At 63.0% G+C, this 22,441-nt stretch carries 18 protein-coding genes; 13 read left to right on the top strand and 5 right to left on the bottom strand.

Annotation, left to right across the window (positions count from 1 at the left end):
• The first annotated feature begins 7 nt into the window (after positions 1 to 7).
• From NKI99_RS01060 to NKI99_RS01035, 6 genes are all read left to right on the top strand, one after another.
• Positions 8 to 1,114: a mandelate racemase/muconate lactonizing enzyme family protein gene (locus tag NKI99_RS01060; protein ID WP_352609390.1), complete on the top strand. Its 1,107-nt coding sequence runs from the start codon at positions 8 to 10 to the stop codon at positions 1,112 to 1,114.
• A 1-nt stretch (position 1,115) separates the two neighbouring features.
• Positions 1,116 to 2,300 carry a mandelate racemase/muconate lactonizing enzyme family protein gene (locus NKI99_RS01055; protein WP_352609388.1) on the top strand — a complete coding sequence of 395 codons (1,185 nt, stop codon included), beginning with the start codon at positions 1,116 to 1,118 and terminating at the stop codon, positions 2,298 to 2,300.
• Positions 2,301 to 2,537: 237 nt separating this feature from the next.
• On the top strand, positions 2,538 to 4,202 hold the full coding sequence (locus tag NKI99_RS01050) for an ABC transporter substrate-binding protein (protein ID WP_352609386.1): 1,665 nt from the start codon (positions 2,538 to 2,540) through the stop codon (positions 4,200 to 4,202).
• A 71-nt stretch (positions 4,203 to 4,273) separates the two neighbouring features.
• The gene (locus tag NKI99_RS01045) at positions 4,274 to 5,227 is read left to right on the top strand and encodes an ABC transporter permease (RefSeq protein ID WP_352440115.1); all 954 of its coding nucleotides are present in this window, start codon (positions 4,274 to 4,276) and stop codon (positions 5,225 to 5,227) included.
• Positions 5,224 to 6,102, top strand: a complete 879-nt coding sequence (locus NKI99_RS01040; protein ID WP_352440023.1) for an ABC transporter permease — start codon at positions 5,224 to 5,226, stop codon at positions 6,100 to 6,102. Before NKI99_RS01045 ends, NKI99_RS01040 begins: the two co-directional genes overlap by 4 nt.
• Complete coding sequence (locus NKI99_RS01035) at positions 6,095 to 8,137, top strand: dipeptide ABC transporter ATP-binding protein (RefSeq protein ID WP_352609385.1); 2,043 nt, start codon at positions 6,095 to 6,097, stop codon at positions 8,135 to 8,137. Before NKI99_RS01040 ends, NKI99_RS01035 begins: the two co-directional genes overlap by 8 nt.
• 24 nt (positions 8,138 to 8,161) lie before the next feature.
• On the opposite strand, the gene NKI99_RS01030 is transcribed toward NKI99_RS01035, so the two are convergent.
• The gene (locus NKI99_RS01030) at positions 8,162 to 9,064 is read right to left on the bottom strand and encodes a LysR family transcriptional regulator (RefSeq protein WP_352609384.1); all 903 of its coding nucleotides are present in this window, start codon (positions 9,062 to 9,064) and stop codon (positions 8,162 to 8,164) included.
• A gap of 114 nt (positions 9,065 to 9,178) precedes the next feature.
• Between NKI99_RS01030 and NKI99_RS01025 the strand changes: the two genes are divergently transcribed.
• The 6 genes from NKI99_RS01025 to NKI99_RS01000 all read left to right on the top strand — a co-directional run bounded on the left by NKI99_RS01025 (position 9,179) and on the right by NKI99_RS01000 (position 17,103).
• Positions 9,179 to 10,834 carry an ABC transporter substrate-binding protein gene (locus NKI99_RS01025; RefSeq protein ID WP_352609382.1) on the top strand — a complete coding sequence of 552 codons (1,656 nt, stop codon included), beginning with the start codon at positions 9,179 to 9,181 and terminating at the stop codon, positions 10,832 to 10,834.
• A gap of 17 nt (positions 10,835 to 10,851) precedes the next feature.
• On the top strand, positions 10,852 to 11,721 hold the full coding sequence (locus tag NKI99_RS01020; RefSeq protein WP_502905540.1) for a DUF427 domain-containing protein: 870 nt from the start codon (positions 10,852 to 10,854) through the stop codon (positions 11,719 to 11,721).
• Positions 11,722 to 11,800: 79 nt separating this feature from the next.
• A complete protein-coding gene (locus NKI99_RS01015) occupies positions 11,801 to 12,565 on the top strand; it encodes an SDR family oxidoreductase (protein ID WP_127291028.1) in 765 nt (254 codons plus the stop codon).
• Positions 12,566 to 12,985: 420 nt separating this feature from the next.
• The gene (locus NKI99_RS01010; protein WP_127291030.1) at positions 12,986 to 13,960 is read left to right on the top strand and encodes an ABC transporter substrate-binding protein; all 975 of its coding nucleotides are present in this window, start codon (positions 12,986 to 12,988) and stop codon (positions 13,958 to 13,960) included.
• 78 nt (positions 13,961 to 14,038) lie between these two features.
• Entirely contained in the window at positions 14,039 to 15,124 is a 1,086-nt protein-coding gene (locus NKI99_RS01005; protein WP_352550932.1) for a quaternary amine ABC transporter ATP-binding protein, read from the top strand.
• Positions 15,121 to 17,103 carry an ABC transporter permease gene (locus NKI99_RS01000; protein WP_352609381.1) on the top strand — a complete coding sequence of 661 codons (1,983 nt, stop codon included), beginning with the start codon at positions 15,121 to 15,123 and terminating at the stop codon, positions 17,101 to 17,103. Before NKI99_RS01005 ends, NKI99_RS01000 begins: the two co-directional genes overlap by 4 nt.
• An 11-nt stretch (positions 17,104 to 17,114) precedes the next feature.
• Here the strand turns inward: NKI99_RS01000 and NKI99_RS00995 are convergent, their stop codons facing one another.
• Positions 17,115 to 18,473, bottom strand: coding sequence for a trimethylamine monooxygenase (locus NKI99_RS00995; protein WP_352609379.1), 1,359 nt, complete (start codon positions 18,471 to 18,473; stop codon positions 17,115 to 17,117).
• Between the two features lie 317 nt (positions 18,474 to 18,790).
• Here NKI99_RS00995 and NKI99_RS00990 point away from each other — a divergent pair, with 317 nt between their 5' ends.
• Positions 18,791 to 19,507 carry a helix-turn-helix domain-containing protein gene (locus NKI99_RS00990; RefSeq protein WP_127270283.1) on the top strand — a complete coding sequence of 239 codons (717 nt, stop codon included), beginning with the start codon at positions 18,791 to 18,793 and terminating at the stop codon, positions 19,505 to 19,507.
• 313 nt (positions 19,508 to 19,820) lie between these two features.
• Here NKI99_RS00990 and NKI99_RS00985 read toward each other — a convergent pair whose 3' ends face one another.
• Genes NKI99_RS00985 through NKI99_RS00975 form a run of 3 tightly spaced genes read right to left on the bottom strand, consistent with a single transcriptional unit; the run spans position 19,821 to position 22,429 of the window.
• Entirely contained in the window at positions 19,821 to 20,861 is a 1,041-nt protein-coding gene (locus tag NKI99_RS00985; protein ID WP_023808729.1) for a heme-dependent oxidative N-demethylase family protein, read from the bottom strand.
• A 9-nt stretch (positions 20,862 to 20,870) separates the two neighbouring features.
• Positions 20,871 to 21,836 carry a PDR/VanB family oxidoreductase gene (locus NKI99_RS00980; RefSeq protein WP_023808730.1) on the bottom strand — a complete coding sequence of 322 codons (966 nt, stop codon included), beginning with the start codon at positions 21,834 to 21,836 and terminating at the stop codon, positions 20,871 to 20,873.
• Complete coding sequence (locus tag NKI99_RS00975; RefSeq protein WP_023808731.1) at positions 21,833 to 22,429, bottom strand: dimethylamine monooxygenase subunit DmmA family protein; 597 nt, start codon at positions 22,427 to 22,429, stop codon at positions 21,833 to 21,835. The genes NKI99_RS00980 and NKI99_RS00975 overlap by 4 nt, the downstream gene beginning before the upstream one ends.
• Positions 22,430 to 22,441: the final 12 nt, after the last annotated feature.

Below are 22,441 nucleotides of genomic sequence, written 5' to 3'. Positions count from 1 at the left end.
AAGACACGTGCAGATCGAAACCATCAAGGCCTACCACGTCGTGCAGCCCTTCGTGGACGGGCCATACCGCATGTCGAAGGGGCGCGAAGCCGACGCATTCGACGCGGTGATCGTGTCGATCACCTCAGACAGCGGCCTCACCGGCTGGGGCGAGATGGCGCCGCTCGGCAATTTCTATTCGGCAGCCTTCCCGGCCGGCACCCGCGCCGGCGTGCCCGAAATCGCGCCGCACCTTATCGGCCACGATCCGCGCGGGCTGGCAAGCATCGGGCGGCTGATGGATACGGTGTTCAAGGGCCATTCCTACATCAAGTCGGCGCTCGACATGGCCTGCTGGGATCTGGCGGCACGAGCCGCCGACGTGCCGCTGGTAACGCTGCTGGGCGGCAAGGAGAGCGAGACGGCCGAACTCTACAAGGTCGTCACGCACGGCAGCGTCGACGCCATGGCCGCGCTGGCCAAGCGCATCGTCAAGGATGGTTTCCACCGGCTGCAGGTCAAGGTCGGCGGCAATGTCCATGACGACATCGAACGCGTCGCCGCGGTCGCCGCCTCGGTGCCGAAAGGCACGGTCATCTTCTGCGATGCCAACGCCGGCTGGACCCCCTACCAGGCGCGCCAGTTTGCCGACGCGACGCGCAGCATCGACTACACGTTCGAGCAGCCCTGTACGACGATCGACGAGAACATGTCGGTTCGCCGCATGCTCGACAAGCCAATGGTGCTCGACGAATCCGTCACCTCGCTCGAGGAGATGCTGGAAATCCATCGTCGGGGCGCGGCCGACGGGCTAACGCTGAAGATCTCGCGGCTGGGCGGCGTGACCAAGACCCGTCAGATCCGCGATGTTGCCGTCGATTTGGGCTTCATGATCACGGTCGAGGACACTGGTGGCGCCGAGATCGACACCGCTGCGATGGCACACCTGTCGCTGTCGACGCCCGAGGAGCGCCGGCTGCATGCGATCGCCTTCCATGAGTGGGTGACGGTGCGCACGGCGTCGAACATGCCGCCGGTCACCGGCAGCCGCATGGGCATTCCGGACGGGCCGGGCCTTGGCATCGATGTCGTTCCCGATCTGCTCGGTGCACCTTTCTTCGAAGTCGGCCGCTGAGATGAAAATCCGAAGCATCAAAGCCACGCCGATTAATCTGCGCCTCGAGGCGCCCTACGCCTGGGTGTTCGGCGAGCTCGACGGATTTTCGCCGACCATCGTCGAAGTCGAGACGGAGGATGGCCTGATCGGCCTTGGCGAGGCGCCGACGCCAGCGGCGGCGGCGATCATCAACGATGTCCTGGCGCCACGGCTGGTCGGGTGCGATGCCTTCGACATCGCCGGCGCCGAGCATGTCTGCCTGCCCTTCTGGACCGGCGTGCAGTCGATCAATGACCGCACCCGCATCATGGCTTTCGGCGCCATCGAGATGGCGTTGTGGGACCTGCGCGGCAAGGCGTGGAACCAACCGCTCTACCAGTTGCTTGGCGGCGCCGTGCGCAAGGACATCCCGTTCACCGACTATTTTTCGCTGCGCGGTGATGGACCAAAGGTGAAGGGCGAGACGACGCCGGAAGAAGTCGCCGATTATTGCGTCGAATTGCACGAGACGCACGGAACGACCTTCTTCGAAGGCAAGTTCTCGACCGATGATCCGAAAGTCTCGCTCAGGATGGTCGAGCTGATCCGCAAGAAACTCGGCGACGATGCGATGATCCGTATCGATTCCAACCAGGCCTATTCGCTCAGCACCGCGCGGCGGCTGGCGCGGCCGCTGGAAGACCTCGGCGTGCGCAACTGGGAGGACCCGGTGGCAACCATCGAGGAGATGCGCGAATTGCGGCGCCATTGCTCGATCCCGTTCTCGACCCACAACATCGACATTGCGCGCGCCGTGGAAACCAAGGTTCCGGACGCGTTCGTCGGCAACCCGACGACGCATGGCGGCATAGGCCGGCTGCTGCGCTTCGTGGGCGCCTGCGAGCACGCCGGCATCGATTTCTGGTGCTACAGCGGCGACAGCGGTATCGGCAGTGCCGCCTATCTGCACCTGTGCGCGGCACTCGGCTGGATCAGGGAGCCGAACCAGTCGCTGTTTCGCATGCTGCCCATGGATGTCACCGAGGAAGGGCCGTTTTCGCCGAAGAACAATTTCGTGCGCGTTCCGGAAGGTCCCGGTCTCGGCGTCACCTTGTCGCGCGAAAACCTCGCTGCCTGTCACAGAGACTTTACCGAGAAAGGACCGTGCAACAAGTATCATGACCCGGCAAAGCCCGGAACCTATCGCCGTTTGCCGCTGAACTAGATGACGGCAAGACCGACGGCCAGGCACGAGAAGCCAACCACCGCGACTTCGGCCGGGAAGGTTGGACAAAGACGATGGAAGCAGTGCAGCCAGCAATCCGGCGCGTCCGTGCCACGACTAGATACCGGGCAAAACCGCATGCTAAGATTCCGATCGACAGGCCTCTCTGGCGATCCGAAATGGAGCAATCCACGAAATTTCGTCAACCATAAGAAATAGGGGAAAGGGTAAAAACCCATGAGCAAGAACTACACCATTCTCGACCTGATCCGGCGCAATCGCACGCCGCTTGAAAATCACCTGATCGACGGCCTTGTCGACGGTCGTGTCAGCCGCCGCGACTTCGTCCGTCACGGCAGCCTGCTCGGCCTGTCGCTGCCGCTGCTGGGCCGTATCGGCATGGCAGCCGGCCTCAGCGGCATGCCGTCGCTGGCGCGCGCCCAAGGCGCGCCCGGCGCCACCATCCGCGTCGCCAGCAGCGTGCCGGCAGCGACAATCGACCCGGTCACCATCGCTGACGCAGGCGGCCTGCTGGTCATGCAGCAGGTTGCCGAATTCCTTTGCGTCGACGGCCCTGACCTCGTTCTTCAGCCGGCCTTGGCCGAAAGCTGGAAGCCGAACGACAATGGCACCGTTTGGACCTTCAAGCTGCGCAAAGGCGTAAAATTCCACAGCGGCGGCGAGATGAAAGCCGACGATGTCGTGGCCAGCATCGACCGCCTTGCCGATCCGGCCAATTCGTCCAATGCGCTGTCGGTGTTCACCGGCATCCTGCAGAAGGGCGCCTCGAAGAAGGTCGACGACTACACGGTGGAATTCCACCTCGATGCGCCGAACGGCAACTTCCCCTACATGCTGTCGTCCGACAACTATAACGCCGTCATCATCCCGGCGAGCTACAAGGGCGACTATGAAAAGAGCTTCGACGGCACCGGGCCGTTCAGAAAAGAGAAATACACGGCAAAGGTCGGTGCGTCCTTCGTCCGCAACGAGGACTATTGGGGGCCGAAGGCGCTGCCGGAACGCACCGAGTTCACCTTCTTCACCGACATGCAGCCGCAGATCCTGGCGCTGCAGGGCGGCCAGGTCGACATCATCAACCAGATGCCGGTGCTGGCCGGCGTCGCTTTGCTCAACGATCCGAACGTCGACATCATCAGTCTGAAGTCGTCGGCCCATCAGCAACTGCACATGCGTTGCGACGAGGGTCCGTTGAAGGATGCGCGCGTGCGTCGTGCCATTGCGCTCTGCCTCGATCGCGACAAGCTGGCCGCCGGCCTGATGAAGGGGCGCTCCGCTCTGGGCAATGACAGCCCATTCGCCGCCGTCTATCCTTCGACCGATACGAGCGTGCCGCAACGCAAGCAGGATATCGCCCAGGCCAAGCAGCTCATGGAAGCAGCCGGCTTTGGCCAGGGCTTCAAGATAACCCTGACCACCGAACGCTACCTAGAAATCCCTGAATACGCCCAGCTCATCCAGAACTGGGTCAAGGAGATCGGTGTTCAACTCGACCTCAATATCCTCGACCAGAGCGGCTATTACGGAGACGCGGTGTTCGGCAAGTCGAACTGGCTGGATTCGGTGATGGGCATCACCGACTATGGTCACCGCGGCGTGCCGAATGTCTATCTCGCGGCACCGCTGAAGAGTGAAGGCACCTGGAACGCGGCACACTTCAAGAACAAGGACTATGATGCGCTGGCGACCAGCTACATCGCGGCCCTTGACCTCGAGGCGCAGAAGGCCGACGCCGGCAAGATCCAGAAGCTGCTGCTCGAGGAAACGCCTGTCATCTTCGGCTATTTCTACGACTATCTGACGGCGACGGCGAAGGGCGTGGCCGGCGTACAGCCGACCGCCATGTCGCAGCTGTTCCTCGATAAGGCATCGAAGGCCTGAGCGGAAAGGAAAAGCCAATCCTCTAACAGCCAGCTCCGGCATGGGGGCTGGCTCCACAAGGAGTCCTAGCCATTCTCTCCTTCCTTGTCCGGCGTGTCTCGCTGTCGCTCGTCACGCTGTTCCTGCTCAGCATCATGGTGTTCCTGGGCGGCCAGGTGCTGCCCGGCAATGTCGGGCGCGCAATATTGGGTCCGTTCGCAGACCAGCGCGCGGTCGACACGCTCAATCACACGCTCGGTGTCGATCGTCCGCTGCTGGCGCAGTATTGGAGCTGGATCTCCAATTTCGTCCAGGGCGACATGGGCACGTCCTACATCTTCCGCTCGCCGGTCGCGCCTTTCGTCATCGATGCGCTCGGCAATTCGATGAAGCTGGCGGCGGTCGCCTTCGTTCTGGTGGTGCCGATCGGCATTCTCGGCGGCGTCATTGCAGCGCTCAACCTCAACCGGCCGCTCGATCGCATCATCAGCCTTGGCGGCCTGTCGGTGACGGTGCTGCCGGAATTCGTCACCGGCATCATCCTGATCCTGATCTTCGGCGTGTGGCTGCGCTGGCTGCCGATCTCGGCCGCATGGCCGCGCGATGCCGGCTTCTTCACGCAGCTCTATTACCTGATCCTGCCCTCGCTGCCGCTGTTCCTGGTGCTGTTCGGCTACATCGCCCGCATGGCACGCTCCGGCATGATCGAGGCGCTCGATTCCGACTACACGCGAACGGCCGTGCTGAAGGGCCTGCCCTGGCGCACGGTGATCTGGCGGCATGTGCTGCGCAACGCGCTGCTGCCGACCATCACTGTCATCGCGACGCAGACCGGCTACCTCATCGGCGGCCTTGTCGTCATCGAAACGCTGTTTCGCTATCAGGGAATCGGGTCGCTGATCTTCACCGCCGCGCGCGGCAAGGATTTCCCGATGCTGGAGTCGGGCATCCTCACCATCGGCATTGTCTATGCCGTGGCCACCCTTGTCGCCGACTTCCTCTATTCCGTGCTCAATCCGCGTATCCGTCTGGGGTCAGATCAATGAGCGCCGTCCAAACCAGCTCTCCGACACCAGACGACACGCGCCGGCGCGGCCCGCTGGCGGAGGTCTTTTTCTCGCTGTTGCGCTCCCGAACATTCCTTGTTGGTTTCGCCATCGTGCTGTTCTGGGTTGCCTGTGCGCTGTTCGGCGAGCATTTCGCACCATATGATCCACTTGCGGACGACATCATCAACGCGCTGGCGCCGCCCTCTTCCGAACACTGGTTCGGCACCGACCAGATCGGCCGCGACGTCTTCTCGCGCGTCATCGTCGGTTCGCGCGACATCCTGACCGTCGCACCGCTGGCAACCTTGCTGGCGACAGTGGCCGGCACGGCGCTCGGCCTCCTTACCGGCTATTTTCGCGGTCTCGTCGACGATGTCGTCAGCCGCATCCTGGAAGCCTTCATGGCGATCCCGGTGGTCATCGTCGCGCTGCTGGCCATCGTTGCGCTCGGCACCTCGAAGACGACCGTCATCGTCGTCATCGGCCTGAGCTTCGCGCCGATCATCGCGCGCACCGTGCGCTCGGCGGTGCTGGCCGAGCGCGAACTCGACTATGTCGCCGCCGCACAGCTTCGGCATGAAAGTGCGCTGCATACGATGTTCGTCGAGATCCTGCCCAACGTCATCCCGCCGATCCTGGTCGAAACCACCGTGCGGCTCGGCTATGCCATTTTCGCCGTCGCCACGCTCTCCTTCATGGGCTTTGGCATCCAGCCGCCCTCGCCCGACTGGGGGCTGTCGATCTCCAACAATTACGGCATGATCGGCGGCGGCTTCTGGTGGACGGTGCTGTTCGATGCGCTCGCCATCGCTTCGCTGGTGATCGGCGTCAATCTGGCGGCCGACGGCGTTCACGGAGCGCTCAATGACTAACTCCGCCAAGGCCGGAAACGCACTCGAACTCACCGATCTTTCGGTTGCCTACCGCGTCGCCGGCCGCAATCGCGCCGTTCTGCGCAACCTCAGCCTCACCATCGGCCAGGGCGAAGCCTATGGGTTGGTCGGCGAATCCGGTTGCGGCAAGTCGACAGTGGCGCTCACTGTCGTGCGTTATCTTCCTAGAAACGGTTCCATCACCGGCGGCGCCATCTCCCTCGATGGCCAGAATGTGATGAAGCTGGACGCCGAGGCGCTCAGGCGGGCGCGCGCGGAAAGCGTCTCCATGGTCTATCAGGACCCGGGCAAGGCGCTGAATCCGTCGATCCGCGTCGGCCGTCAGCTGACCGAGATTTTTGAACTCGGCGGCATTTCGGGACAAGCGGCCACCGACCGGGCGATTGCGATGCTGAACCGCGTGCGCATCTCCGACCCCGTCAGCGTCATGCAGCGCTACCCGCACCAGCTTTCCGGCGGCATGCAGCAACGCGTGGCGATTGCCATGGCGCTGGCCAACGATCCGTCGATGCTGATCCTCGACGAGCCGACCACCGGCCTCGATGCGACGGTGGAGGCCGAAGTGCTCGACCTGATCGCACAGCTCAGGCAGGAACTGTCGGCCTCTATCCTGTTCATCAGCCACAACCTCGCGGTCGTTTCCAACATGTGCGACCGGGTTGGCGTGCTCTATGCCGGCATGCTGGTCGAGGAAGGGCCGACGGAGGTCGTGTTCAACGATCCGCGCCATCCCTACACGGTGGCGCTGCTGCGCTGCCTGCCGCGCGGTGGCCAGCGCAAGGATCAGGGCCGCCTCGACACCATTCCGGGGTTTCTGCCCGGCATCGGGGCCGACATCAAGGGCTGCGCCTTCGCCGACCGCTGCGCGCTCGCCGACGACCGTTGCCGCACCGAATTGCCGCCGCTCTATGATCTGAGTGACGAACGCGGGAGGCGCTTGTCACGCTGCCACTATCACGACAAGGCGCAAGCGTTGCCGCGTGCGACACCGAGCGATGTGGCGCCGGCGCCAAAGGTGGCAGCAGCACCGGTGCTGCGCGTCGCCGGGCTGAACAAGACCTATGCCAGCCACGGCCATGCACTGCGCGCCGTCAAGGACGTCTCGCTTGATCTCAGACCCGGCGAGACGCTCGGGCTGGTCGGCGAGTCCGGCAGCGGCAAGACGACCTTTGCCAGGCTGCTGCTCGGCCTGGTGCCGCCAGACGCAGGCGGCACCATCGAGCTTGAGGGCAAGGCCCTGGCGCCCAGGCTGGAGAACCGCAGCGACGACCAGATCAAGGCGATGCAGATCGTCTTCCAGAATCCGGATTCGGCGCTCAATCGTTCGCATTCGATCCGCCACCTGATCGGCCGCGCGCTGAAGCGGCTGGCGGGTTTGAGCGGCAAGGCACTAGAGGTCCGCCTCAACGACCTCGTCCGCTCGGTGCGGCTCACCGACCGGCATCTTGCCGTCAAGCCGCGCCAGCTCTCCGGCGGCCTGAAGCAGCGCGTCGCCATCGCGCGCGCCTTCGCCGGCGATCCGCGCATCGTCGTCTGCGACGAGCCGACCTCGGCGCTCGACGTGTCGGTGCAGGCGGCCATCCTCAATCTGCTCGCCGACCTGCAGTCGAAGGAAGACGTCAGCTACATCTTCATCTCGCACGACCTTGCCGTGGTTCGTTACCTCTCCGACAAGATCGCCGTGCTCTATCTCGGCCGCATCATGGAACTCGGACCGTCGGAAGACGTCTTTTCCGGGCCGCATCACCCCTATACCGAAGCGCTGCTGTCGGCCGTGCCCAAACTCGACCAGACCGAGACGGCACGCATTCGTCTCGACGGCGAAATCCCCAGCGCCACCAACCCGCCCTCGGGCTGCGTGTTCCACACGCGCTGCCCGCGAAAGATCGGCCCGATCTGCGAACAGCAGGAGCCGCCGCTCAGCGAGGCCCAGCCTGGACATTCGATCCGCTGCCACATCCCCTACGCCGAACTGGCCAGGTTGCAGCGGGCGGTCGCAACCGAGCCGGCATAGCGCTGCGCTTCCGTGGCTTGGCAGTCAGATCTGGCCTGCCATGCTCAGGGAACGATCCCCTTCTGAAAAGCCCTGCCCTTCGGCCCAGTCTCTGGCCAGCGTGCGAAGCCCAGTCAAAGCGACATCCAGGACATCCGAAGACACGGGATTCGAGGGATAGGCGAGGTAGATCGGCCGCTGGAATACCGGTGTGTTGTCGATGCGCCGCATCTCACCGCGCTCGATATGGCCGCTGACGGCGCTGAGCGGCAGATAGGCGGCGGCTGGCTGCGACAGGACATGCTGGAGGCCGATGAAGACCAGCCCGGCCGATATGGCCGGCTTGACCATGCTGGCAAAGGCGCGGTCGTGCTCGATGCGGAATTCCAGTCCCCAGTCCATCAGAATGTAGTTTTCGGTCCACGGCTTGGTCTGCGCAGCATGCTGGACAAGCACGACCTGATCGACGGCCAGCGTCTCGTAGACGATGCCGGGATGCGGTCGCGGAAGATAGAGGATGCAGATGTCGAGCAGGCCTTCCGCCAGCTGGTCGATCGCCGAGTCCGGAAAGCTGCCCTCCAGCCGCAGCGCCACGTTCGGCCGCCTAGTGCGCATCCACTCGACCCATGGCGAGGTGATGCGGTCCCACAGATAGGCCGGCGCGGTCAGCCGCAGCAAGGTCTCGTAGCCATGGGGAACGGCAATGTCCTGCCGCGATTGCTCCCAGGTGCGGGTGATCGACGAGGCATGCGGCAGGAACTGCCGGCCGGCCGGCGTCAGCGTGACACCATCGCGATCGCGCACGAACAGCCGGCGCCCCAACTGTTCCTCCAGCCCTCTGATCCGTGCGCTGACGGTGGACTGGGCGAGATTGAGCCGGCTGGCCGCGACGGTGAAGCTGCCATGGGTGGCAACTTCGAGAAAGCTGCGCAGATTTTCAGTGTCCATGCCTCGCCCCTTGCATCGAAAATTTCGATGACCCCTATCAAAAAATATCGCTTTCCGGCCGCGGTCAACAATGAACTAGATGGCTTGGCCCCACGACTAGCGAGGAATGCAGCCATGCCAAGGCATTTCAGGATAATCGATGCCGCTCGCAGGAATCTGACCGCAATCGAAAATTCCGCTATCGACGAATTGCTGGCCGGCAGGATGGGCCGGCGCGACTTCCTGCGCCATGGCAACGTGCTCGGCCTCTCGCTGCCGTTCCTGGGCAGCCTCGTCGCTGCTGTCGGCCTTGGCACGCAGCAGGCACGCGCCGAGGGCAAGCCCGGCGGCACCGTGCGCGCCGGCGTGGCGACGCCGGGCGGCGCCATCGATCCCGTCACCTACTATGACAGCGGCAGCTACCAGCTGGTTTTCCAGACCGCCGAATTTCTCTGCATCACGCAGCCAGATCTCACCTTGAAGCCGGTGCTGGCGGAGAGCTGGTCGCCGAACGAGGACGGCAGCGTGTGGACCTTCAAGCTGCGCAAGGGCGTGAAATTCCACAATGGCGAGGACTTCAAGGCCGACGATGTCGTCGCAACCTTCGACCGGCTGGCCGATCCCAACGGCGCTTCCAATGCGCTATCGGTGTTCAAAGGCCTGCTGTCGAAGGGTGGCACCCAGAAGGTCGACGATCACACCGTCGCCTTCCATCTCGATGCGCCGAATGGCAGCTTTCCCTATTCGGTGTCGATCGATAATTACAACGCCGTCATCCTGCCGGCGAGCTACAAGGGCGACTACGAAAAGACCTTCGAGGGCACCGGGCCGTTCCGGCTGGAAACCTACACGCCCAAGGTCGGCGCGACCTTCATCCGCAACCCAGACTATTGGGGTGAGAAAGCGCTGCCCGACCGGCTCGAGTTCAAGTTCTACGGTGACGTGCAACCGCGCATCCTGGCGCTGCAGGCGGGCGAGGTCGACATTCTCGATGCCGTTCCGCTCGATGTCAGCCAGGTCGTGCTGAACAGTCCTGATATCACCGTGTTGCGTGTCGCTTCGACCGCGCACCGCCAGCTTCACATGCGCTGCGACACCGGCCCGTTCACCGACAAGCGCGTGCGCCAGGCGCTGGCGCTGTGCATCGACCGCTCCAAGCTGGTCGACGGCTTGTGCCGCGGCATGGCGGCGACCGGGAATGACAGCCCGTTCGCGCCGGCCTTCCCTGCGACCGACAAGTCGGTGCCGCAACGCGTCCAGGAGATCGCCAAGGCCAAGCAGTTGCTCGAGGCGGCGGGTCTCGCCGAAGGCTTCGACATCACGCTGACCACGCTGCGCTATTCCGACATTCCGGGCTATGCGCAATTGTTCCAGAATTTCGCCAAGGAAATCGGTGCCCGCATCTCGCTCAACATCGAGGACCAGGACAAATATTACGGCAAGGCGGTGTTCGGCCAGTCGGACTGGCTGGACAGCCCGCTCGGCATTACCGACTACGCGCATCGCAGCGTGCCGAACGTGTTTCTCAAGAGCCCGCTGGTCAGCGACGGCCCGTGGAACGCGGCGCATTTCAAGAGCCCGGCCTATGACGGCATGGTCACCAGCTATCTGAAGGCGCTCGACGTCGGCGCGCAGCGCGCTGCCGCCTCCGACATCCAGAAACTGCTGCTCGACGAGACGCCTGTCATCTTCAGCTATTTTCCCGATCTGCTGGTGCCGGTGCGCAAGAATGTCAGCGGACTGCCGCCAATCGCCGCCGGGCTGCTGCTCGATCGCGTGTCATTGAGCTGATCGTGCCCCAACGCCCGATGACAAAAGAAAAGAAACGGGAGACTACCATTCGCAAGCCCCATCTGCGCGGCCGCGGGCCGCATTTTCCGCCACTCGACTCGATCACCCAATATGATTTCGAGCCGGGCTATGTCGCCTTCACCATGCCGACGCAGAAGCGGTTGCGCGTGCAGGTCGGATCGATGATCGTCGCCGACACGGTCAACGCGCTGGTGCTCTACGAGTCCGACCATCTGCCGGTCTACTATTTCCCGATGAGCGACGTGCGCGAGGAGTTCCTGCTGCCGAGCAAGACGACGACGGAGGACCCATTCAAAGGCATAGCCAGCCACTATTCGCTCAACACCGGCATCACGCTGGTCGAGGACGCGGCCTGGCGCTATCTCGATCCGGTCAAGGGCTGTCCGCCAATATCGGACTATATGTCGTTCACCTGGAGCAAGATGGGACACTGGTTCGAGGAGGACGAGGAAATCTTCGTCCACGCTCGCGATCCGTTCCGCCGGGTCGACTGCCTGCCGTCGTCGCGGCGCGTGCAGGTCATCCTCGACGGCGAACAGGTCGCCGATTCACGCCGCGGCGTGTTCCTGTTCGAGACCGGCCATCCGGTGCGCCACTATCTGCCGATCGCCGACACGCGGCTCGATATGTTCGCGCCCAGCCGCTACATCTCGCGTTGTCCTTACAAGGGCATCTCCAGCTATTATCATGTGACGACGAAGGCCAAACGTCACGAGAACCTCGTCTGGTATTATCCGGAACCGGTGCACGAGGCAGAGCGCATCAAGGGGCTGGTCTGCTTCCACCACGAACTGGTCGACAAGATCCTGGTCGACGGCGTCGAAATCCCGAAGGAAGCCACGGCCGCGTCGAGCGGTTATTTCTGAGCATCGACGCCGCCTGCGCGCGGGCGCTTGATCGAAACACGGCTCAGCCATACCCTCTCCGAGGCAGGGAGGGCACTCGATGGATCTTTTCAAGCTGGATGGCGATGTCGCGCTGGTCACCGGCGCCGGTAGCGGCATCGGCCAGGCAATCGCGATCGGGCTCGCCGAGGCAGGTGCCGACGTCGCCTGTTTCGGCCATACATCGAAGGGTGGGCTGGACGAGACCGCGCACCGAATCGCGGCACTCGGCCGCAAAGCGCTGGTGCTGACCGGTACAGTGACATCGCAGAGCGATCTCGCGGCTGCGATCGATCGCGTTGAGAGCGAACTCGGTGCGCTCACCGTCGCCGTCAACAATGCCGGCATTGCCGGCTCCGAACCCGCCGAGACGATGCCGCTGGAGACATGGCAGAAGGTTCACGACGTCAATGTCGCCGGCGTGTTCCTGTCCTGTCAGGCCGAAGCGCGCAAGATGTTGGTGCGAGGCAAGGGCTCGATCATCAACATCGCCTCGATGTCGGGCACCATCGTCAACCGCGGCCTGACGCAGGCGCACTACAACTCTTCGAAGGCCGCCGTCATCCACATGTCGAAGAGCTTCGCCATGGAGTGGGCCGATCGCGGCCTGCGCGTCAATGTCGTCAGTCCGGGCTACACGCTGACGCCGATGAACAAGCGGCCGGAGGTGGCGGAAGAAGTGAAGATCTTCAAGCGCGACACGCCGATGGGGCGCATGGCGGCGCCGGAGGAAATGGTCGGGCCGACGGTGTTCCTCGCCAGCCGCGCAGCGAGCTTCGTCACCGGCCTCGACCTGATTGTCGATGGCGGCTACGTCTGCTGGTAAGAGCTCAGCTTCGCCTGCAGTCTGAATTTGTACGTCTCGCGAAGCGTTAGTCGTTGCGCGACATGAACCTTGGTATATATAATTTCATCCTATGAAACGGCCTTGGCGAGATGGGGCTTACCAGGCGGGTAGCCGAGATCATAGGACCTTGATGGCTCGCACCTTGCAGGGGCGCCGCAGGACTGGCAATCGATCCGCAGATGACCGCTCCCGCAGCGATCCGTCGGCAGCCATGACGCCGACACTCCAATCCTGTCCCATCATCACCAGAATTGAGCACCATCTTGCCTGCGCTGGCCAAAGCCGGGGCAACAATTTGGCGCCGACGGCCTTGCGCAAAGACCAGCCTTTCCAACACAATCAAGAAAAGCCGCAAGAAGGGAACGAACGATAATTTTCACAGCTTGAAGGAGAACAAGCATGTCACTTCGCAGTGTGATTTCGAACTTAACAATGGGAGCCTTCGCGCTTGCCGCCGCAAGTGCGCTTACATCACCGGCTTACGCAGCCGCGCCGGAATCGAACGACCCGATCAAGATCGCGCTGTTCGACTGGACCAGCGTCAACCTGAACGCCAAGATCCTCGGCGGCATCCTGGAAAAGCTCGGCTACACCGTCGAGTATCCGACCGCCGACTACCTCTCCAGCCTGACCACAGGCCTCACCAATGGCGATCTCGATGTCGGCATGGAATTCTGGGACACGACCGCCGGCGAGGCCATGAAGGCCTCCGATGCGACAGGCCAGACCGAACGGCTGGGCAAGCTCGGCCCGAAGGCCAAGGAAGAATGGTGGTTTCCCGAATACATGAAGGAGAAGTGCCCCGGCCTACCCAATTGGGAAGCGCTGAAGGACCCGAAATGCGCCGAAGCCTTCTCGACGGCCGAGACCGCACCGAAGGGGCGCTATCTCGGCGGCCCGGTGACCTGGGAAGGCTTTGACGACGAGCGCGTCGAGGCACTGAAGCTGCCCTTTACCGTCATCCATGCCGGCACCGACGCGGCGATGTTCGCCGAACTGGACTCGGCCTATCAGCGCAAGGCGCCGATCATGCTGTGGATCTATTCGCCGCACTGGGCGCCGGCCAAGTACAAGGGCGAGTGGGTGGAATTCCCCGAATACACGCCCGAGTGCTACAACGACCCGAAATGGGGCACCAATCCCGACGCCAAATATGATTGCGGCAAGCCGCATGGCGAGATCTGGAAGTACTCCTGGTCCGGCATGAAGGACAAATGGCCGGTCGCCTACAAGGTGGCCAAGGCCTACACGGTCGACACCGACGAACTCAACAAGATGAGCGGCGAGATCGATCTCGGCGGCAAGACGCCGGAAGATGTCGCCGCAGCCTGGATCGCCGCCCACGAGGCCGACTGGAAAGCCTGGGCGCAGTGATCGTTCCAACTGGAAAAATGAGACCCGGCTGCTTGATCAGCCGGGTCTCAATTCTTGATGTTCCAGAAGGACGTTTGAATGACGGGCAAGACTGAACGGGAGCCAAACGTGGTGGGCACGCCAAAGGATGCCCGTCCGATAAAGCTCGCCTGCCGCAACGTCTGGAAGCTGTTCGGATCGAACGCGGCCAACTTCATCCGCGAACGCGACGGCAAGGCCAGCATGGCAGACGTCACTGCTGCCGGGCTGGTCGGCGCGGTGCGCGCCGTCGACCTCGAAATCCGCCAGGGCGAGATTTTCATCATCATGGGCCTGTCGGGCTCCGGCAAGTCGACGCTGGTCCGCTGCATGTCGCGGCTGGTCGAGCCGACCCATGGCAAGGTCGAATTCGAAGGCAATGACCTCCTGAAAATCTCCGATGCAGCACTCATCGAATTGCGGCGGCACCGCATGGGCATGGTGTTCCAGAACTTTGCCCTGCTGCCGCATCTCAACGTGCTGGAGAACATCGCCTTCCCGCTCGGCATCCAGGGTCAGGACCGGGCGACACGCGAAGCGCGGGCGCGCGAGGTCATCGAACTTGTCGGCCTGCGTGGCCGCGAGCATTTCTATCCGCGCGAGCTGTCCGGCGGCCAGCAGCAGCGTGTCGGCATCGCCCGGAGCCTGGCGACAAAACCGGAAATCTGGTTCCTCGACGAGCCGTTCTCGGCGCTCGATCCGCTGATCCGCCGCGAAATGCAGGACGAGCTGATGCGGCTGCAGACCATGCTGCACAAGACCATCGTCTTCATCACCCATGATTTCGACGAGGCCATCCGGCTGGCCGACCGCATCGCCATCATGAAGGATGGCGAGGTCATCCAGATCGGCACGCCGGAGGAGCTGGTGGTCAATCCGGCGACCGACTATGTCGCCGAGTTCACCCGGGACGTCGACCGCGCCAAGGTTATTTCAGCACGCAGCCTGATGCGCGCCTGCGACGGCTCGGAACATGGCGGCACCGTTGCCCCGGATGCCAAGATCGCCAGCTTCTCGGCCGGCATCGTTGCCGCCAACAAGCCGTTCGCGGTGGTCAACGGCACCGGCAAGCCGATCGGCGAGGTGACGCCGCAAGCGGTGATCGATCTGCTGGCCGGCATCGATCGCTCAAGGGTCGGCGCATGACGGTGACAGCAAGCGCCAGCGAGGCAAGGCCACGGCCGATTCAGGTATGGCTGCTGATCTGGGCGGCAGCGCTTACCGTTGTGCTTGTCGTGCTCCTGCTGCAGGATCGCCTGCCCTGGGCCGTCAATTATCCGGCCAGCGCCGTCGTGCCGGTCGCCGATTGGGTCAGCGCGCTGATGCGCTGGATCAAGTCGAACCTGTCCTGGTTGACCCGCTCGATCACCGCTGTGCTCGGCGTTCCCCTCGATTTCGCGCTCAATCTGTTGGCCAAGAATTTCAAGATCGGCCACGGCGCTGACGCCTATATCCTGCCGCGCCTGTCCTGGGTCGGCGTCTGCGCCGCCGCCTTCCTCGCCGGTCATGCCGTTGGCGGCAGAAAACTCAGCCTGCTGGTAGGCGGCTGCTTCCTCTACATCGCCCTGTTCGGCCAATGGACCAGTGCCATGCTGACGCTGGCGCTGATTTCCATCGCGGTGCCGTTCTGCATCGTCACCGGCCTGTTCGCCGGCATCTGGGCGTGGCGCAAGCCATGGGCGGAAAGGCTTGTCGTCTCCCCTGCCCTTGACCTGATGCAGACGATCCCGACTTTCGCCTATCTTATCCCGATGCTGCTGCTGTTCGGCAACAGCCCGGTGTCGGCGATGATCGCGACCGCCATCTTCGCCACGCCACCGATGGTGCGGGCAACGATGCTCGGCCTGTCGCGGGTGCCGTCGGAGATCGACGATTTCAGCGAGATGGCAGGCTGCACGGCGCGGCAGAAACTGTGGCGAGTGCTGCTGCCCTCGGCACGGCCGACACTGATGGTCGGCGTCAACCAGGTGATCATGCTGGCGCTGAACATGGTGATCATCGCCTCGATGATCGGCGCCGGCGGCCTCGGCTACGACGTGCTCCTGGCGCTGCGCGCACTGAAGGTTGGCGAGGCGATGGAAGCCGGCCTTGCCATCGTGGCACTGGCCATTGCGCTCGACCGGCTGAGCCAGGCCATCGCGCACAAGCAGGCCAAAGGCCATGCCCATCAGGAGATGAGCCCGAGCCTCTGGCAGCGTTACCCCAATCTGACGCTGGCCATCGCCATCCTTGTGGTGACGACACTTCTCGGCCTGTTCGTGCCGGCCTTCGCAGCGGTGCCGAAGGCGATCACCTTCACCACCGCGCCGCTGTGGAAAGCAGCGGTGAACTGGGTGACGATCAATTTCTTCGACACGATCGAAGCGTTCCGCGTGGCGCTGATCCTTAATCTGCTGAACCCGCTGCGTGCCTTTTGCGAAGGGTTTCCCTGGCTGGGCGCGGTGTTCCTGCTCGGCCTTGCCGGCTATCAGCTCTCCGGCTTGCGGCTGGCCGTGCTGGTGGCAGCGCTGACTGCCTTCTGCGCCATCACCGGCCTGTGGGAAAAGACCATGGCGACCGTCTATCTCTGCGGCATCTCTGCCTTCATCGCCTGCCTGATCGGCATCCCCATCGGCCTGATGGCTTCACGCAGCGACCGTTTCGAGAAGATCGTCACACCGGTCATCGATACGCTGCAGGTGCTGCCGTCCTTCTGCTTCATCATTCCGGTGGTGATGCTGTTTCGGGTCGGCGATGTCACGGCGATGATCGCCACCATCGCCTTCGCCGTGGTGCCGGCCATCCGCTACACCAATCACGGCATCAGGCAGGTGCCGCCGGCGCTGATCGAGGCGGCAAAGGTGTCGGGCTGCACGCCGCGCCAGACCTTCTTTCGCGTGCAACTGCCGCTGGCGCTGCCGGAGATCATGCTTGGCGTCAACCAGACGATCCTGATGGCGCTGGCGATGATCATCATCTGCGCCATGGTCGGCACCCGCGATCTCGGCCAGGAAGTGTTCATCGCGCTGTCCAAGGCCGATTCCGGCCGCGGCATCGTCGCGGGTCTGGCCATCGCCTTCATCGGCATTGTCGCCGACCGGCTGTTCGGCGCCTGGACGGCGAAAGCCAGGGCAAGGCTGGGGTAGCAGGCGCCGCCCTACTCCGCCGCCACGCCCTTCACCTCGAGATAGCTCTCCATCGAATCGTCCAGCGCCTGCAGCCAGGGCGTATGATGCAGCGGCGCCATGGTGCCGGTCATCAGTGAACGGTAGGCATGGTCGCGGAAGCTCATAATGTCTTCGCCTTTGTGATGCTCCCACTCCATGAAGGTCTGGTTGACCGCCTCGACGTCGAAGCCGGGGTAGTCAGTCTGGTCCATCAACTCCTTGGTGTAGTCGCCCTGGAACCAGATCATCTGCTCGGCGTCTTCCAGCGTCTCCTCGCGTGCGCGCCATTTTGCGCCGTGCTCCACCATCGCCTCGGCCGAGGGCAGCTTGATGCGGCCCATGATGACGTCGCGGGCGAACCAGGCCTGCGCGTCGAACATGTTGAAGGTGTAGAACTGGTCCTGCATGCCGATATAGGAGAGCTGCGGGTTCTTCTCCCAGACGACGCCTTCATAGAGGTCGAGAGGCCACATGCGGTTGGCGGTCTTGAGCTTGAGGTCGTCGGTCAGGAAGGGGAAGGAGTGCAGATAGCCGGTGCACAGGATGATGGCGTCGACATCCTTGGTGGTGCCATCCTTGAAATGCGCCGTTTTGCCGACGACCTTCTGCAGCAGCGGCACCTCTTTCCAATTGTCCGGCCATTTGAAGCCCATCGGCTTCGAGCGGTAGCTGGAGGTGATCGATTTGGCGCCGTATTTGTAGCACTGCGAGCCGATGTCCTCGGCCGAATAGGAGCGGCCGATGATCAGGATGTCCTTGCCCTTGAACTCCATCGCGTCGCGGAAATCATGGCTGTGCAGGATGCGGCCGTTGAAGGTCGAGAAGCCCTCGAAATAGGGCACATTGGGCACCGAGAAATGGCCGGAAGCGACGACGACGTTGTCGAACTCTTCGGAGTAGGTGACGTCGTTGGTGCGGTCATGCGCGGTGACGGTGAATTTCTTCGTCTCGTCCGAGAAGGTGACCATGCGCACCGGGCTGTTGAAGCGCACCCATTTGCGCAGGCCTGACTTCTCGACGCGGCCCTTGATGTAGTCCCACAGCACGGCGCGCGGTGGATAGGAGCCGATCGGTCGGCCAAAATGCTCCTCGAATGTGTAGTCGGCGAATTCCAGGCACTCCTTCGGTCCGTTCGACCAGAGGTAGCGGTACATCGACCCGTGCACCGGGTCGCCATGCTCGTCGAGGCCGGTGCGCCATGTGTAGTTCCACAGGCCGCCCCAGTCCGACTGCTTTTCGAAGCAGACGATTTCAGGAATGTCGGCGCCCTTGTCGGCGGCCGATTTGAAGGCCCTGAGCTGTGCCAGGCCGGACGGGCCGGCTCCGATGACGGCAACGCGACTTTTCATGGCAGGCCTCCCGATCTGGTTTCGACTTTTGTCTTGACGCAATTCCCAAGGCGAAAGCGCTATGCGCCTTTCCCGGAATTGCTCTTACGAAACAAATTTCACTCACAGGACAGTAATTGGCCCTTTCGTGCTGTCAACAGCCCGATGCTGAAACAAGGTTCCGCCGATGTGGATTTCCTGCGAAAAACCGGACGCTGCCAAACATCATTATCGTGCGCATGCGCGTTCACGCGACTTGCCGTCGCAGTTGCGCTCCTGTATCGGCACCTGACATGTTCACCTAGAGTGAAATAAATCCCAGGAGTGCCGGGGGCGACATGGCGAAGAAGGTTTCCGATCCCAAGGCTGGTCTCGCCGGTGCGACGGCCAAGCCGCTGCCAAAGGTTTCGGCCGACGGCAAGACCATCCGCGCGCCGCTGACGCAGAACCCGCATGCCATTCGCGACACGCGCGAGAAGGTGCTGGAGGTGGCGATCGGCCGCGAGGTGCGGGCGTTCCGCAAGAAACTCGGTATCACCGTCGCTGATCTCGCGGTCGCCACCGACATTTCGCTGGGCATGCTGTCGAAGATCGAGAACGGCATCACCTCGCCGTCGCTGACCACCTTGCAGGCGCTGTCGCGGGCGCTCGGCGTTCCGGTCACCGCCTTCTTCCGCCGCTTCGAGGAAGAGCGCAGCGCCGTCTTCGTCAAGGCCGGCCAAGGCCTTGATGTCGAGCGCCGCGGCACGCGCGCCGGCCACCAGTACAATCTGCTCGGCCATATCGGCTCCAACACCAGCGGCGTCGTCGTCGAGCCCTATCTGATCACGCTGACCGAGGATTCCGACGTGTTTCCGACCTTCCAGCATGAGGGCATGGAGTTCCTCTATATGCTCGAAGGCGAGGTCGTTTACCGGCACGGCAGCAACCTCTACCCGATGAAGCCCGGCGACAGCCTGTTCTTCGATGCCGACGCACCGCACGGGCCGGAACAGTTGACGAAGCTGCCGATGCGCTATTTGTCGATCATCTGCTATCCGCAGAGCGCGGGGTGAGGTTAGCTGTCCCGCAAAACTCTCTTCCTCTCCCTCCGGAGGGGGGAGAGGTGGCGCTGCGAAGCAGCGACGGAGTGGGGGAAGGCGGTCCTCAAACGCGAACCCGCCGACAAGTGGCACGACCGAGCGGGCCTGAAATCTCGGCAGGCAGCTGAACAATCGGAAGCATCGCCTGTGCGCTAACTCAAAACCTCCTAATCTGGTCTCCCCCAACTCGGTTTATTTTCGCTCTACACCTCTCCCCCGATCGACGGGGTAGAGGAAGGGAGCGAAACCGTCCCGCCGGGCTCCTTTCTTTCTCTCCCAGCAGGCTCTAATCCGGCCCAAAGCCCGAACTTGTCGCACTCCCATCATCCAGCTTCGACAGCCACTCGACCAACGCCGGACGATAGCGCGTCAGGCCCTTGTAGTTGGCGAGTTCGTCGGGCAGGTCGCGGATGACGCGGTGCAGGCGCCGTGCCCATTTGGGCTGCGTCACCAATTCGTCCATCTTGATCAGATAGCAGCGGATCGGGAAGACGATGCCGTTGGAGCGCGGCAGGCGCCAGAAACTCTGCAGTTCGACACGCAGATGCACCTTGTCGCCGACATTCTCCGGCGTCACCGTCGCCCGGTCCGGACCCCATTTGTGGTAGTTTTCCGGACTGGTGTCGAGGCGCGGATTGATGGTCATCGTCCAATTCAGGCGCCGCGCCGGCTTGCCCTGCTGGATGTTGGTGAGGAATTTCAGCGCCCTGACGAAAATCCCCTTCTCATGCGCCAGCGGCACCGGCGCATGCCATTCGAAGAAGTTCATGCCGATGTCGAAATCGAGCGACCAGTCGGCCTGGGTGGTGACCATGCCGGCATCCATCCACAGATTGCCGTCGCGCTGGTCGAGGATGCAGAAATCGCCCTGGCTCTGCCGGGTGATGTATTCCATCGGGCCGTAAGGCAACGTCGAGGTGTCGCCGAAAGTGAAGGTGTCGTCGATACCGAGCGGCCGGTTGATCCAGCGCCAGCGATCGCCGTCGCGGGTCAGCGTGAAATGCTCGGGATAGCCCAGCGCCTGCTGCTCCATCAGCAATTCGAGCAGGTCCCAGCCGGCCAGCGTCATGTGCGGCAGCGACTGGCAGCGCAGCGGATCCTCAGCCAGGACCAGCGCGCGGTCCTGCATCTCGGCGACATAGTGCTCGTCGACGTCGATCAGGTTTTCCAGCACGCTGCCCCTGGGTCCGACGACATGCGGCTCGATGTTGACCGCATACATGTAGGCGTCTTCGTGGAACGGGAACGGAAACCGCCTTATGTGCTCGGGGCTGTTCTTGAAGGTGAAGTCGTCGCGGAACGTTTCCTTGCGAAAGGTAATGCCCATGATTTTCTCCTACCGTTCCAGGACCAGCGACCGGCCTTCGAAGCGCGACACGCACGGCATGATCTTCTTGCCCGAACGGTGCTCTTCCTCGCTTAGCCAGTGGTCGTTGTGGATGAACTTGCCGTCGCAAGAGATGACGTTGGTTTCGCACTGGCCGCAGACGCCGCCGCGGCAGAGGTAAGGCGGATCGACGCCGGCCGCCTCGATCGCTTCCAAGAGGCTCTGCTGTTCGTCGACGCGGATCGCCTTGCCGCTGACGGCAAGCGTCACGTCGAACGGCAGCCCGGGCTGGGGTGCCGCGAAATGCTCGAAATGCACGGTCTCCGGCGGCCAGCCCAAGGCAGCAGCCCGATCGCGCACCCAGTTGATCATGCCGGCCGGGCCGCAGACATAGAGATGCGTGCCGAGCGGCTGCGTCGACAGCAACCGGTCGAGTCCGATGCGCTCGTCGAGGTCATCATGATAGAGCCTGACCCTGCGGTCGTAGCGCGCGCGCAGCACATCCGCATAGGTGCCGAGCGATGCGGTGCGGACGGTGTAATGCAGTTCGAAATTGCCGCCCTCCGCCGCCAGCTGCGCGGTCTGCGCCATGAACGGCGTGATGCCGATGCCGCCGGCCAGCATCAGATGCTTTTTGGCGCGCAGGTCGAGCGAGAACAGGTTGACCGGATAGCTGACCACCATCTCCATGCCGGGCTTGACGCTCCGGTGCATGAACAGCGAGCCGCCGCGCCCGACATCGTCACGGCGCACCGAGATCGTGTATTCGCGCGTATCGAGTGGCGAGCCCATCAGCGAATAGGGATTGAGCCGGGTCCGTTCGCCATCGCGCATTTCAACGACAACGTGCGCGCCGCCGGAAAATGTCGGCAACAGGTTGCCGTCGCGCCGGCGGAAATGGAAGCGGCTGACCAGGTCGTTGACCGGGACGACATCGCTGACAACGACGTCTAGCTTAGTGGTGCCGGTGCTCATCGGAAAATCTCCTCCATCGGAGGAATTTCGCTGCGATCTTCCGCATTGATGCAGACGCCCTGGAAGGCTGCGATGCGCCTGGAATAATGGTCGCGCACCAGAAGCAGCAGGCCGCAATGCGCGCAGGTCGCCGGCTGCGTCGTGACATTCTCGGTGATGCCCTTGCAGTGGACGCATTGCATGCGCCGCGCCAGCGAGCCGCGGTGCTCGGTCTGGATCGAGGTGTGGTCGATGCCGGCTTCAAGCGCCACCTGCATCGCCTGGCCGATCAGGCCCTCGGTGCCCGAGAGATAGAGGCGCAGGCCCATATGCGCGTTGGCCAGTGTCTGCCGGAGCCGTGGCAACAGGCTGGCAAAGGACGGCGCCTGGTGGAACTGTGCCGGCTTCAACGCTTCGAGCGCGACGGTGTGTTTGCCGTCCGGCCCAGGAATGAAGACGACTTCGGCGTCGTCGAAAAACCTGGGGGGCGCCCTCCCGGCCATCTCCGCTATTGCCAGCGCCCCTTCCGCGTCCGCGATGAAAAGATGATGCTTGCCGGGTTGCGGAGACAAAGTTCCGTAAACCGGCCGGCTGATGATGCTTTTGGCTGCCATTTATGCCTTCGT

This window comes from Mesorhizobium sp. M0239, assembly GCF_040321815.1.
In the GTDB taxonomy this organism is placed as follows: Bacteria; Pseudomonadota; Alphaproteobacteria; order Rhizobiales; family Rhizobiaceae; genus Mesorhizobium.
The sequence above is the reverse complement of the archived record's forward strand: the minus strand, read 5'-3'. Positions and strand labels throughout refer to the sequence as shown.

Bases quoted from the DNA above. Each gene is read 5' to 3' on its own strand.
- NKI99_RS01055 (WP_352609388.1), top strand. From the start codon at position 1,116: ATGAAAATCCGAAGCATCAAAGCCACGCCGATTAATCTGCGCCTCGAG.
- NKI99_RS01050 (WP_352609386.1), top strand. From the start codon at position 2,538: ATGAGCAAGAACTACACCATTCTCGACCTGATCCGGCGCAATCGCACG.
- NKI99_RS01040 (WP_352440023.1), top strand. From the start codon at position 5,224: ATGAGCGCCGTCCAAACCAGCTCTCCGACACCAGACGACACGCGCCGG.
- NKI99_RS01035 (WP_352609385.1), top strand. From the start codon at position 6,095: ATGACTAACTCCGCCAAGGCCGGAAACGCACTCGAACTCACCGATCTT.
- NKI99_RS01030 (WP_352609384.1), bottom strand. From the start codon at position 9,064: ATGGACACTGAAAATCTGCGCAGCTTTCTCGAAGTTGCCACCCATGGC.
- NKI99_RS01025 (WP_352609382.1), top strand. From the start codon at position 9,179: ATGCCAAGGCATTTCAGGATAATCGATGCCGCTCGCAGGAATCTGACC.
- NKI99_RS01020 (WP_502905540.1), top strand. From the start codon at position 10,852: ATGACAAAAGAAAAGAAACGGGAGACTACCATTCGCAAGCCCCATCTG.
- NKI99_RS01015 (WP_127291028.1), top strand. From the start codon at position 11,801: ATGGATCTTTTCAAGCTGGATGGCGATGTCGCGCTGGTCACCGGCGCC.
- NKI99_RS01010 (WP_127291030.1), top strand. From the start codon at position 12,986: ATGTCACTTCGCAGTGTGATTTCGAACTTAACAATGGGAGCCTTCGCG.
- NKI99_RS01005 (WP_352550932.1), top strand. From the start codon at position 14,039: ATGACGGGCAAGACTGAACGGGAGCCAAACGTGGTGGGCACGCCAAAG.
- NKI99_RS01000 (WP_352609381.1), top strand. From the start codon at position 15,121: ATGACGGTGACAGCAAGCGCCAGCGAGGCAAGGCCACGGCCGATTCAG.
- NKI99_RS00995 (WP_352609379.1), bottom strand. From the start codon at position 18,473: ATGAAAAGTCGCGTTGCCGTCATCGGAGCCGGCCCGTCCGGCCTGGCA.
- NKI99_RS00990 (WP_127270283.1), top strand. From the start codon at position 18,791: ATGGCGAAGAAGGTTTCCGATCCCAAGGCTGGTCTCGCCGGTGCGACG.
- NKI99_RS00985 (WP_023808729.1), bottom strand. From the start codon at position 20,861: ATGGGCATTACCTTTCGCAAGGAAACGTTCCGCGACGACTTCACCTTC.
- NKI99_RS00980 (WP_023808730.1), bottom strand. From the start codon at position 21,836: ATGAGCACCGGCACCACTAAGCTAGACGTCGTTGTCAGCGATGTCGTC.
- NKI99_RS00975 (WP_023808731.1), bottom strand. From the start codon at position 22,429: ATGGCAGCCAAAAGCATCATCAGCCGGCCGGTTTACGGAACTTTGTCT.